Below are 12,117 nucleotides of genomic sequence, written 5' to 3'. Positions count from 1 at the left end.
CATATCCTTATTGAATGCATGGTTGTAATTAATCTAAAACCAGAAAATTAGCTGTGCTCCGTGCAATCATTTTGTTGTTTTGCCAAGCTTCACTTTCGAGATTTAGTACAGTTTTACCTTGTTTAATGAATCGGCATTTTGTAATGACTTCACCTACAGCACAGGGCTTTAAAAAATCCATTGTTAAGTTGATGGTGGTAGCGGGTTTATGGTTATTGGCGAGATATGCAAAAAGTCCCATCACGTCGTCAAGCATGGCGCAGATCATGCCGCCTTCAACGGTGCCGCGTGGATTGGTAAAGCTTTCTAGGGCTGTGTAGTGGATATTAAGTTCAGTGTTTTGATCATTCCAATGAATATTATGTCCGCCCAAATGGTGATGGATGGGCGGTAAGTGTTCTAAAGTTTTTTGATCCATAATGAGGGCTCCATCCTTTTTGTAGGTGTTATAAAAATTATTATTTCAAGGTGTAGGCATCATAAATAACAGCTTTACCCAAACGCATTGCACTACCTACCGCAACGGTCTGGTTAAGCCATGAATATTTAGGTGAGCTGGTTTCAAACTGCATGGTAATTTTGAAATAGTAATTTTTCGGGTCGACATCTTTGCCTTGGGCAAGCTGTTTTAGTGTTTCTGCCGAGCCATGTCGGTAACCTTTGGTTTGAAGGTAAATAAGCGCACCATCATTGGTTTCTAATAGATATCGCGTATCAATAATGGCTAGCCCTTTACTGTCGACAATTTGCCAATCTGCGCCATTATTTAAAATGCGGCCCTTAAGTGATTTCCCTTCAAATGTCCCACCTGTAATGGGAATAATTCGGCGTTTACCTGCGTCACTGGTTGTGCCTAATTCCCAAACAGGCGCATTTAAATCAACACTGAATTTTGCTAAAGGTTCAAGCTGAATAGGTGGCGGGCTATATTGTGTTTCGGCATGAGTCAGGCTAATGAGACAAATTCCGCAGAGTAGCGTTACAACTTTCTTCATGATGAATTTCCCGAAATAAAAAGAGGTTCTATGTGTGACAGAACCTCTCGTTTTGAATTATTTAAATTTCCATGTGTAGTCAATGTTGATACGGGTTTCATTTACAGGTTTGATGTTGGCTGTAGAGAGCATGTTGTTGTCATAAATGGCGTAGCGCGCACGTAGCCCTAGATTTTTTAACCAGCCACTTTGAACGGTGTAGCCTAAATCAAAGTCGGTTTCGCGTTCTTTTAAATTGGTGCCACCTAAGTTAGGTGCATAAATATTGTGGCCTGTGGTGTAACGAGTCATGAAACGTAAACCCGGCACATAATCTTTAAAGTCATATTCATAGCGGAAGCTATAGGCTTTTTCTCTTGGGTTTAAAAACTCACCCGGCCATGTGTCAATGAGAAGCCCAGTTTCACCTCCAGTCAAATACGGAAAGGCGGTGTCGCCGTGATGCTGGAAAGTTCCAAAAATAAATTTATGGTTTTGATGTTTGAGTTCGAAATGCGCATGATAGAGGTCATTATCGACTAAGCCTGCTTTTGCTTGCCCGTCATCTCGGCTGCGGTAGTAACGTAATTGTGAGCTAAAGTTAGTGGTGTCATTAATTTTGTGTTGATGTAAAGCACCGACCATGGTTTGGTTATAAAGATCATCAACATCCATGTAGAAAGCGGTGAGTTTGAGTGCAGGATTAAACTGATAGTTTCCACCTAAATAATAGAGTCCATCCGTTTCAGCACTTTTAAAGCGTCCATTTACGCCTGAAATTTTAATTTTCTCATAGTTGGTCGAATCACGATGATTCACTTTATCGAGGTAGGCCGCTTGTAAGTCGAAGTCTTTAATATCTTTACTGGTGAGTGAAATTCCTCGATAGGTTTGAGGAAGTAAACGAGCAGGTGAAGCCACTAAAACTGGGTTCATCGGCATTAGCGTACCAATGCGTAGTTCAGTCTGACTCATTTTGGCTTTTGCTGTGACCCCAATTTCGCCATAAGAGTCAGCAGGTTCATTGGTACGCGTGTCTCTAGGTAAGTTTCCTGTACCGCCATGCTCTGCGTCGGCATCGAGTTTAAAACCCGCCGTCGCAAGTACATCCAGCCCAAAACCGACAGTCCCTTCGGTATAACCTGAATTGGCTTTAAGAATAAACCCTTGTGTCCAGTCCTTAGCAGCAGGGTAAGCAGATTGCTCTTGATAGTCGCGGTCAAAATAGAAATTTCGCGTGGTGAGTTCTACTGAGCTGTTGTCAATAAAATTGCCAGCCCACACTGAACCAGAGAGCATAAGGGTAGAGTACATCCATAATTTCGACATAGCATTTCTTCCTGAAATAACATTTTTTTGTTTTAAACAAGGCATAGTTGTTGTGTCTGCCTTGTTTGGTTTTAAATCGAATTATTTTCCGAGCAGTTCTCGGGCCACGATTTCTTTCATAATTTCATTGGTTCCCCCATAAATTTTTTGTACCCGCGCATCGACAAAAAAGCGTGAAATCGGGTATTCCTGCATGTAACCGTAGCCACCAAAAAGCTGAAGTAATTGATCAATCACTTCACATTGGACATCGGTAATAAAGCACTTCAGTGCGGCAACTTGAGTGACGCTTAACTGGTGTTGTTGATACAGCGCTGCACATTGGTCTACAAAAGCTTGAGCGGCTTTGGCTTTGATTTGAGCGTTTGCGAGTACAAAGCGCGTGTTTTGCATTTGGCTTAAAGGTTGTCCGAAAGCTTTACGTTCTAGTACATAGTCTTTGGTGATTTCGATGGCGCCTAAAATTGACCCCAAAGCCATCATGGAAATACTCAAACGTTCACGAGGTAACTCTTGCATTAAATAAGCAAAGCCTTGTCCTTCTTCACCCAAACGCTGAGTTGCAGGCACACAAACATCATCAAAAAATAGTTCGGCTGTATCTTGGGCATGCAGCCCGATTTTTTGTAAAGAGCGACCTTTTTTAACGCCGTCTAAAGCAGCATCAACTAATAATATTGAAATGCCTTTTGCTTTAGCTTGAGGGTCAGTTTTTGCAACCAGAACAATCAGGTCGGCATGCAAACCATTTGAAATAAACGTTTTTGAACCATTCACGCGGTAGTGGTCATTTTCTAAAATGGCTTGAGTGCGTATAGCCTGTAAGTCTGAACCAGCATTGGCCTCTGTCATAGCAATTGCAGTGACGACTTCACCTGTCACCATTTTCGGTAGCCAATAATGTTTTTGCTCTTCGGAACCGATATTTTGTAGATAAGGAGAAACCAGCTCACTTTGCCCACCAATGGCAACTGCCAAAGATGCAAAGCCCGCTTGAGCAGTTTCTTGAACCAGCATGAGCGAGTAATGAACTGGAGCGCCATAACCGCCATATTCCTCAGGCACATCAACACACAAAAAACCATTTTCCCCAAGACGAAGCCATAGATCACGTGGGATAAGACCATCGTGTTCCCATTGTTCGTAGTAGGGAGCAACCTGTTCTTTTAAGAACCTGCGATAGCTATCCCGAAATAGTTCAAATTCTGTATCATGTGGCATGTTGAACCTTTTTTGGCAAAAGTGAGGCTAAGGCCCAAACCGAAGTTTGAGCTTCCTTTTTTATTTCAATTGCTTATTGTTTTAAGGTGGGCACCCGAATAATCAGCGGGTTATCAGTCTGCTTTTGATAAAGCTCATCAATTAAAGCGGCACGACGTTTCGTAATACTGCTTTGATTGAGGTTGCCTTTATCGGTCACTTCGCCGGCATCGAGTTGAGGTGGCTCGGTCATTAAATAAAGCATGGAGACTGTATTTGAACTGCCAGTCGCATCTTTATTAAAGGTCGTTAAAAATTGGCGGAACCATTGTTGGACTTTAGGATGCTGTAATATCTCTGCTGCAGAATGTTCACCCAGCTTAAGACCTGCATATTGAGCACAAGCATCTAGTTTTGGAAAAATCAAAAAGCCAACCGCATTTAGGTTTGAACCTGTAATGCAGACATCTTGAATCAGTAAATTACCTTGAATCAGCACTTTGTTGCGTAATGTGCCCACATTCACAAAAGTACCCGTATTGAGTTTAAAGTCTTCGGCAATTCGTCCGTCGTACATTAGGCCTTTAGTTGGATCATTGACATCGACTAAACGAACAGCATCGCCCGTATGGAAAAAGCCTTCATCATCAAACACAGTGCTTTGCTGGTCTGCCTTTAAACGCCAATAGCCTTTCATGACATGTTTGCCACGAACGCAAAACTCAAGTTTGTCACCACATGGCACTAGCTTAATTTCGCATCCCGGAGCAGGGTAACCAATAAAACCAGCCATTACGCGTGGGCCAGTTGTAAAAGCACAAGAGGGAGCAGTTTCGGTCATGCCCAATCCGCTCATAATGCGGATTTTTTCTCCGCAATGTTGCTGGGCAATTTTATCGAGTCTGTTCCAGCCCGCTTCTGAAAGTGCAGCACCTGCAAAGAATAGAATTTTAACTTTGGCAAAAAAGCGATCTCTTAATTCTTCATCTTTTTCTAACGCTTCGGTGAGTTCTTCCCAACCTTTTGGCACATTTAAATAAACAGTTGGAGAAATTTCTTTGAGGTTACGAATGGTTTCGTCAAATTTTCCTGCAACGGGTTTGCCATCATCAATGTAAATCGTACCGCCGTTATAGAGTGCGATGCCGACATTATGACTGCCGCCAAATGTGTGGTGCCAAGATAGCCAGTCGAGTAGGACAGGCGGTGTTTCTTCAAACTCAGGGAAAGTTTGTAATAACATTTGCTGATTAACACACAACATTAAATGCGTGGTCGGCACAGCTTTAGGCAATTTGGTTGAACCTGACGTAAATAAGAATTTGGCAATCTGGTTTTCATCAAGGGTTTGGTAAAACTCTTGAACATTTGAAACTGGTGTATCTAATAGCGACTGAAAAGATGTGCAAATTTGATCGCCCACTATTCCTTTATTGGTCACCACTTCAATGTCAGGTGTAATACATGCTTGAATGGCTTTGGCAAAGGCTTGTCCATCGCTGGCATAGACCATACCAGGTGTGAGCACTTCAAACACATGTTTGAGTTTGCCAAAGTCTTGAGAAATCAGAGAGTAGGCAGGTGAAATAGCCGAAAAAGGCACACCTGCCAGCATAGCACCCATAGAGAGTGTTAAATGTTCGAGATCATTGCCACTTAAAATAACGAGTGGTCGTTCTTGGCTTAAATTACGGTTATGTAAGGCTTGAGCAATGTGCCATGCACGTTGTAAAACTTCTGCATAACTCAGTTTGACCCATTCGCCTTGAGCATTGCGTTTTGCTGCAAAAATATGGTCTGGTTTGGTTTGTGCAAAATGAATTAACCGATCTGTCAGTTTTTGTGGATACGGTTTTAATTGCTCTTTTGGGCTGATATAGAGCGTGTCATCTTTGTGGTGATAATGAATATCATGTTGCCCTAATTTTACGAACCGTTCGCGGTCTTGTGATTGAGTGGCATTCATTTGCATTTCTTTCACTCCATGGAAAGCGCATCACTGCGCTTTATTTTTTGCATCATGCAATTTTTATTTAATATGTTATTGTCCGCATTAGCCTGACTAAATCGGGTAATGACGTGATTGGGTTTGAATGGTAATCCAGCGTAGTTCGGTAAATTCGGCAACAGAGACTTTACTACCAAAACGACCGTAACCACTCGATTTTGTTCCGCCAAATGGCATTTGCGCTTCGTCATGTACGGTTGCGCCGTTAATATGACAAATACCCGAATCAATCTGTTGAGCGACTTCTAATGCCTGCGAAATATTTTGGCTAAACACTGCCGAAGAAAGACCGAACTCGCTGTCATTTGCCAGTGCTACGCCTTCTTCAATGCTTGAAAAGCGTTGAACTGTGCATACAGGTCCAAATGATTCTTCGCGGTAAAGCAGCATGTCAGGTTTAATATTGAGTACTAGCGTCGGTTGCATGGTGGTGTCTTCAATATGAATGCCTAAAGGTAAGTCAGCACCTTTGTTTTGAGCATCTTCCAGCAAATGCTGAATACGGTTTGCAGCACGTCGACTTTCTAAAACACCGAGTACATTGTCTTTTGAGGTTGGATTACCTGCCCGAATAGAACGGGTTTTCTCAATCAACTTTTCAATAAATTGATCGGCAATATTGTCTTGAACCAAAACACGTTCGGTCGACATACAAATTTGCCCCTGATTAAAGAATGCTCCAAAAGCAACTGCATTTACGGCTTCATTAATGTCAGCTTCATTTAAAACCACGACAGGCGCCTTACCACCCAATTCAAGTAAAACAGGTTTTAAAAATTTGGCAGCAGTCTCAGCAATAATTTTGCCGACCTTAGTTGAACCGGTAAAATTAATGCGTTTCACAGCTGGATGAGACACTAAGCGCTCCACGATTTGTGGTGCATCTTCGGCGGCATGCGTAATCACATTCACGACACCTTCACCCAGACCCGCTTCATGTAACACTTCACCAATTAAACGATGTGTTGCTGGGCAGGCTTCCGATGCTTTTAACACAACCGTGTTACCACAAGCCAAAGGCATAGCAAGCGCACGCGTTGCCAAGATGACAGGTGCATTCCAAGGTGCAATTCCTACAATCACACCGCAAGGAACTCGTACACCCATCGCAAGATTGCCTGGCACATCTGATGGAATCAGACTTCCGTCAATTTGTGTAGTCATGGCTGCTGCTTCACGTAACATGTTGGCAGCAAGGTGAACGTTAAACCCATACCATGTTGCAGTTGAACCTGTTTCTTGCATTCCAGTTTGAATGAATTGCTCGGTTTTTTGGTCCATTAAATCGGCTGCTTTTAATAAACGTAAGCGACGTTCGGTAGGCGAGAGTTTCGACCATACTTTAAAAGCTTGTTGTGCCGATTCGATTGCACGGTCAACATCTTCCAGTGTTGCAGCAGCAGCTTTACTGGCTACTGATCCATCAATTGGGCTAATACGCTCAAAAGTTGCCTGATTTGATGCATCAACAGATCGACCGTGAATAAGTAACTGTACATTTTGCATGGGTTGCGTCCTTACATTGCCATTAAAGTATCAAAAGTTAACCAGTACGTTTATAACTCTGTAAACCCGGTTTAATTGATTTTTCATCTAAGAATTGTTTCAAACCTTCTTGGCGGCCATTTTCTGTATCGCGGTGGATACATTGATCAAGTTTGGCATATAAGTAGTCTTCGTTTTGGTCCCATGTCAGTTCACGGCAACGCTTAAAGCCATTTTTTGCGGTACGAAGAACTACTGGATTTTTCTCAAGTAGGCAATTTGCAAGTTCAGTCACTTCTGCTTTTAATTGGGCAAGCGGTACGCTTTTATTCACAAGGCCCATGGTTTCAGCTTCTTTACCACTAAAGGTTTTACCCGTCATGATGTAGTACAAAGATGCACGGTGACCTACGGTATCTGCCATTGCTTTGCTTACAAGGTTACCCGGTGGGATCCCCCAGTTAATTTCAGATAAACCGAAAGTTGCTTCATCTGCTGCAATTGCTAGGTCACAAGCCACTAAAGGTGAGAAACCGCCTCCAAAGCACCAGCCGTTGACCATAGCAATGGTTGGTTTTGAATACATACGAAGAAGTTGCCACTGCCAGCGACAAGAGTCACGGCGAATACGTTCTTGGAAAATTTCAGGTTGAGTGTCGACTTCACGGAAATATTCCTTCAAATCCATACCCGCTGTCCAAGAGTCACCAGCACCCGTCAAAACTAAAACACGCGCATCTTGATCAAGCTCAAGAGTTTCGAGCACATCAATCATTTCGCGATTGAGTGTTGGGCTCATGGCATTTTTCTTTTCAGGGCGGTTTAGGGTGACCCATGCAATTCCTTCTTCAACTTTAACATCTACTGTTTCCCAGCGGTTTTCATAACTCATCTTCATACTCCTTGAATGATTTTTTTGCTGTTCTGGGATTTAATCTAATATCAGTTAAACTTACATTCAAGTCTTTTTTATAAAATTTCATAAATATTTTTTAATTCATTGTATTTTAAGTGTTAATTATTTTCTATATTAATTTAATATAAAAATATGTTGATTTTTTAGTAAGTTTAACTGATATTTTTGGTGTGTTTAAACAACAATACACAAAGGGCTAAATGGAACGACTAGACAATAAAGGACAACACAATGGAAAAAATATCAGGACAGCCTTCAAGGGCAAAAATCACGTTGCTACTGTGCTTTGCCATAGCAATTTTTGAAGGGTTTGATCTTCAATCAATGGGGGTAGCCGCTCCACGAATGCGGGCTGAGTTTATGTTAGACAATGCCCAGATGGCGTGGGCGTTTAGTGCTGCAATTTTAGGGACGTTACCAGGTGCGATATTAGGTGGTCGGTTTGCTGATATTGTCGGGCGTAAGAAAATTCTGATTTTTAGTATTTTACTTTTTGGAATTATGTCTTTGCTAACGGCTTATGCTGCTAATTTCAGTTTGCTATTACTCATTCGTTTTTGTACAGGTTTAGGAATGGGTGGGGCACTTCCGATGATGATTACACTTGCCTCTGAAGCTGTACCTGACCAGCACAAAGGCACCGCAGTGAGCATTATGTATAGCGGCATTCCTTTTGGTGGATTACTCACTTCTGTGGTTGCGATGTCGTTGGCAGGCGATGCAGAGTGGCGTCATATTTTTTATATTGGTGGGATTGCACCTATTTTACTAATCCCACTGATTATGCGCTTTTTACCAGAGTCAAATGACTACCTGCAACGTAAAGTTCAAGCACAGCAAACCACGCCATTCTTTGAAGTTTTATTTGCCAAAGAGCGTCGTATGTCGACCATTCAGCTTTGGATAAGTTTTTTCTGCACATTGGTGGTGTTGTACTTCTTGTTAAACTGGCTGCCGTTGCTGATGGGCGCGCAAGGCCTATCAAAACTACAGGCAAACTATGTACAGATGGGCTACAACGTTGGCGGAATTTTAGGTTCAATCCTCATGGGTGTATTGCTTGATAAATTACGCATGAGCTTTGTGATTAAGCTGATTTATCTCGGCATTTTATTCTCACTGTGCTGTTTAGCAATTTCTCCGACAGTGGCTTTACTTGCACTTTCGGCAGTGGGTTGTGGCCTATTCATTGTGGGAGGGCAATCAGCGCTGTATGGTCTGGCTGCCATGTATTATCCAACCGAAATGCGTGGAACAGGTGTAGGTTCAGCGGTTGCGATCGGGCGTATTGGTTCTTTTGCAGGGCCTTTAATGGCTGGTTTTTTACTCTCGCTTGGACAAAGCTCGACCATCGTGATTGGTTCAAGTATTCCTGTGATTTTAATTGCAGCGATCTCTGCATTACTTCTTGTCAAAAAACCTAAACAGCCTGTACATTTAGTACAAAGCTCAGGTGCTCGCTAAGTTTTAACGAAAGTATGGGGTAGATCCTCGTACTTTCACTACAGATTTTCTTATGATGATTGAAAGGTTATGGTACGTTCGAATTTAGTTCCAAAAAAAGTAGAAGATGAGCCTAAGTTAAGTTACATGATTGCTCGTGTTGACCGAATTATTAGTAAACATTTAACAGAACATTTAAAAGAGCTTGAAATTACCTTGCCGCAATTTACTGCACTTTCTGTTTTAGCTTCAAAAAGTAATTTATCCAATGCCAAGCTTGCTGAGCGCTCTTTCATTAAGCCGCAATCAGCCAACAAAATTTTGCAAGATTTACTGGTCAATGGCTGGATTGAGAAAAAACCAGACCCAACACATGGCCGCCGTATTCTAATTACGCTGACCGACAGTGGTATTGATAAGCTAAATAAATGTAATGAAGTGGTTTTAAAAGTTGAAGAAAAAATGCTTGAAGGCATTGATATTAACTTGGCTTATTTAATTCGTAATAATCTCGATATTATGGTCAATAATCTTAAGAATTTTAAATAATTTAGATTAAGATTTTCTAAAATTAGTAAATTATAGTAATAATTTAAGGAACAGCGATCTAAAGATTATTTAAATCGCTGTATATAATACTAAATTTATTTAGAGCAATATTTTATTGCAGATGGAGAGACTGTTGGTTCTGAATTTAGCCATTGTTTTGTTGGGGTCACTGTAATATCACAATTTTCAGCAACTTTAATTTTAAATGCGCTCCAATAGAAGCTTTCTCCAGTATTTGAAGTAGGGGTAAAAATTTGAGTACCTTTCATTGTATTTAATTCAACTTTTATTGGTGAGCCAAAAATACCGGGATTCGATGTGCCTGAATAGTTGTGAACAAAATAATGGTAATCACCTACCATCAATTTACTTAATGTGATCACTTCAGGGCCATAGCTGGTCGTATCATCAACATCTAAATTTATAAAAGGATGTTGCAGTAATGCTCCTTGGGCACTGTATGAAACATGACTGCCATCCGGGGCTAGCATATGCGAGTCAATATCATCGGGGTTTTGGCCCCAAGTCAACCTAACCGTAATATTTTGGCTTGGCTCTGTTAAAACTAAGCAATCATTTAAAGTGCTATTTGATGCTAATACAGTATGTTCAACGGTATTACTGCGTAAACTATTTGCTTGACCATTAATTAATACAATAGAGTCTTGTTTTGCTGCGGCTGAGAACTCACCATTATTGTTGGTATTGGTAATGGTGTAGCCAGAGTAGTCTTTACCCTCAAGCAAAATTTGAGCATTAGCAATTCGTTTTCCACTTGAATCTGCTAAGCAGCCAGCAACATTTGTTGTCTGATAAGGAATATCTGCATTTACAACATTTAATGTACTTGAGTTACCTGTGTAGAAACGATTTCCGTTATTATCCATCTGTAAGGTGAGTGTTTGGTTACCATCCTGAAGCCAATAACCACGAGTAGGGTCAAAATAATAAAGTGGAATGGTAGCAGGGGCAATTCCTCTCGCCATTAAAGGAATACGAATATTAGCCAATTGGTTAGCTATCAGTTCAACTTTTGCACCAGTGCTATCTCTCAAATCAACAACCATGGCTCCAAAACTTTCTAACGGCGCTCTTGTATTGTTCACTTGGGTTGCTAGGTCGCCTGGCATATTGCGCACTTCTTGTGCAGTGTTAATGAGGGCAAAACTCACATTTACATTACCTTGAATAGGCTGTCCATCTACACGTTTTAGACTATTTGGAGCAATAATAACTTGAGCTGTACTGTTTGCTAAGTTTACCGTTCCACCAGTGATGGCAGAAACAGACCCTCCTAAATTTAAAGGTATGAGTTGAACAATAATACCTGAGAGTTCTTGCTTATCCACTAAATCGACAGTAACAAATTGATCTGCATAACCAGTTTTACTAATTTTAATGACAGATCGACCAACAGCAATTTTTTGTAGTTGTGCTTTACCTTCTATATCAGTATTTAATGATACTGTTTTATTTACTATGCTAACTTGAGCATTATTAATTTGACTACCTGTAGTATTATCAAACACTTGTAAGGCAACACTTGCGGAAGGAGTCGTAACAGGTGAAGTTTCATTTGGATCATTATCGCTATCATTACAAGCCATTAAGCCCATACTTAATGCAATAATTAGTGGTAATTTTTTAAAAAATAATAAATTTCTCATTGATAAATCTCTAATCTGATAAGTATAAATAATTTTTAAAATTATCGTTTTAAAGCTGTGTTATTAATTTTAAAACGAGAATGAAGTCATCCTTTTTAATGAGTGATTTGAAAGTAAATATTTAATAAAAAGTAATTAAATACCTATCATCTAAAATAAATGAGTTTAAAATATATTATAAATTTATTTTTTATTAAAGAGGTTGTTGTGAAGATTTATTATAGAATAATCTTTAAATTATTCTTAATAATCAATATTTTTATTTATATTATTTAATGAATTTATGACTAGGCAGAGTAAAACTTGAAGTGCGACATAAACCACCTAATTAATTTAAAGGGTTTATGGAGTATATAAAATTGTCATACCATCATCTTAACTTTGAAGATCGTACTGCATTAATGCTTGAGTCAAGAAAAGAAGGCTTTTCAGCCAGAAAATTTGCTGAACTTATTAAAAGACATCCTAGTACGATCTATCGTGAGCTTAAAAGAAATAGCATCAATGACGTTTATCAAGCTCGATATGCTTCTGATAACACTTTTG

At 40.3% G+C, this 12,117-nt stretch carries 11 protein-coding genes; 3 read left to right on the top strand and 8 right to left on the bottom strand.

Annotated features, from left to right (window positions below; translation table 11 throughout):
* Positions 1-28: 28 nt before the first annotated feature.
* The 7 genes from HMPREF0013_RS10485 to HMPREF0013_RS10455 form a co-directional block, all read right to left on the bottom strand.
* Positions 29-418: a PaaI family thioesterase gene (locus HMPREF0013_RS10485; RefSeq protein WP_002120534.1), complete on the bottom strand. Its 390-nt coding sequence runs from the start codon at positions 416-418 to the stop codon at positions 29-31.
* A gap of 40 nt (positions 419-458) precedes the next feature.
* On the bottom strand, positions 459-995 hold the full coding sequence (locus HMPREF0013_RS10480) for a DUF3237 domain-containing protein (protein ID WP_002120536.1): 537 nt from the start codon (positions 993-995) through the stop codon (positions 459-461).
* A gap of 57 nt (positions 996-1,052) precedes the next feature.
* On the bottom strand, positions 1,053-2,303 hold the full coding sequence (locus HMPREF0013_RS10475; RefSeq protein ID WP_005802839.1) for an OprD family porin: 1,251 nt from the start codon (positions 2,301-2,303) through the stop codon (positions 1,053-1,055).
* 81 nt (positions 2,304-2,384) lie between these two features.
* On the bottom strand, positions 2,385-3,524 hold the full coding sequence (locus HMPREF0013_RS10470) for an acyl-CoA dehydrogenase family protein (protein WP_002120514.1): 1,140 nt from the start codon (positions 3,522-3,524) through the stop codon (positions 2,385-2,387).
* A 73-nt stretch (positions 3,525-3,597) separates the two neighbouring features.
* The gene (locus HMPREF0013_RS10465; protein WP_170825831.1) at positions 3,598-5,484 is read right to left on the bottom strand and encodes a feruloyl-CoA synthase; all 1,887 of its coding nucleotides are present in this window, start codon (positions 5,482-5,484) and stop codon (positions 3,598-3,600) included.
* 81 nt (positions 5,485-5,565) lie between these two features.
* Complete coding sequence (locus HMPREF0013_RS10460; RefSeq protein ID WP_002120481.1) at positions 5,566-7,017, bottom strand: aldehyde dehydrogenase; 1,452 nt, start codon at positions 7,015-7,017, stop codon at positions 5,566-5,568.
* A 37-nt stretch (positions 7,018-7,054) separates the two neighbouring features.
* Positions 7,055-7,894 (bottom strand): p-hydroxycinnamoyl CoA hydratase/lyase, encoded by an 840-nt coding sequence (locus tag HMPREF0013_RS10455; RefSeq protein ID WP_170825830.1) that lies wholly within the window; start codon positions 7,892-7,894, stop codon positions 7,055-7,057.
* Positions 7,895-8,143: 249 nt separating this feature from the next.
* Here HMPREF0013_RS10455 and mhpT point away from each other — a divergent pair, with 249 nt between their 5' ends.
* On the top strand, positions 8,144-9,376 hold the full coding sequence (gene mhpT / locus HMPREF0013_RS10450; RefSeq protein WP_002120512.1) for a 3-(3-hydroxy-phenyl)propionate transporter MhpT: 1,233 nt from the start codon (positions 8,144-8,146) through the stop codon (positions 9,374-9,376).
* A gap of 69 nt (positions 9,377-9,445) precedes the next feature.
* Positions 9,446-9,904 (top strand): MarR family winged helix-turn-helix transcriptional regulator, encoded by a 459-nt coding sequence (locus HMPREF0013_RS10445; protein WP_002120484.1) that lies wholly within the window; start codon positions 9,446-9,448, stop codon positions 9,902-9,904.
* 95 nt (positions 9,905-9,999) lie between these two features.
* Here the strand turns inward: HMPREF0013_RS10445 and HMPREF0013_RS10440 are convergent, their stop codons facing one another.
* Positions 10,000-11,571, bottom strand: a complete 1,572-nt coding sequence (locus HMPREF0013_RS10440; protein ID WP_002120570.1) for a carboxypeptidase regulatory-like domain protein — start codon at positions 11,569-11,571, stop codon at positions 10,000-10,002.
* A 401-nt stretch (positions 11,572-11,972) separates the two neighbouring features.
* Here HMPREF0013_RS10440 and HMPREF0013_RS0105270 point away from each other — a divergent pair.
* Positions 11,973-12,117 (top strand): helix-turn-helix domain-containing protein (locus tag HMPREF0013_RS0105270; protein ID WP_240490535.1); only part of this gene is annotated, 145 nt, incomplete at its 3' end.

It is taken from the genome of Acinetobacter sp. SH024 (assembly GCF_000163635.1).
Classification (GTDB): Bacteria; Pseudomonadota; Gammaproteobacteria; order Pseudomonadales; family Moraxellaceae; genus Acinetobacter; species Acinetobacter pittii.
Note: the sequence above shows the minus strand (reverse complement) of the source record. Positions and strands in the feature narration are given on the sequence as shown.

What these genes read in the sequence shown, in the direction of transcription:
- HMPREF0013_RS10440 (WP_002120570.1), bottom strand. Translation starts at nt 11,571, where the DNA reads ATGAGAAATTTATTATTTTTTAAAAAATTACCACTAATTATTGCATTA.
- mhpT (WP_002120512.1), top strand. Translation starts at nt 8,144, where the DNA reads ATGGAAAAAATATCAGGACAGCCTTCAAGGGCAAAAATCACGTTGCTA.
- HMPREF0013_RS10480 (WP_002120536.1), bottom strand. Translation starts at nt 995, where the DNA reads ATGAAGAAAGTTGTAACGCTACTCTGCGGAATTTGTCTCATTAGCCTG.
- HMPREF0013_RS10460 (WP_002120481.1), bottom strand. Translation starts at nt 7,017, where the DNA reads ATGCAAAATGTACAGTTACTTATTCACGGTCGATCTGTTGATGCATCA.
- HMPREF0013_RS10470 (WP_002120514.1), bottom strand. Translation starts at nt 3,524, where the DNA reads ATGCCACATGATACAGAATTTGAACTATTTCGGGATAGCTATCGCAGG.
- HMPREF0013_RS10445 (WP_002120484.1), top strand. Translation starts at nt 9,446, where the DNA reads ATGGTACGTTCGAATTTAGTTCCAAAAAAAGTAGAAGATGAGCCTAAG.
- HMPREF0013_RS10455 (WP_170825830.1), bottom strand. Translation starts at nt 7,894, where the DNA reads ATGAAGATGAGTTATGAAAACCGCTGGGAAACAGTAGATGTTAAAGTT.
- HMPREF0013_RS10475 (WP_005802839.1), bottom strand. Translation starts at nt 2,303, where the DNA reads ATGTCGAAATTATGGATGTACTCTACCCTTATGCTCTCTGGTTCAGTG.
- HMPREF0013_RS10485 (WP_002120534.1), bottom strand. Translation starts at nt 418, where the DNA reads ATGGATCAAAAAACTTTAGAACACTTACCGCCCATCCATCACCATTTG.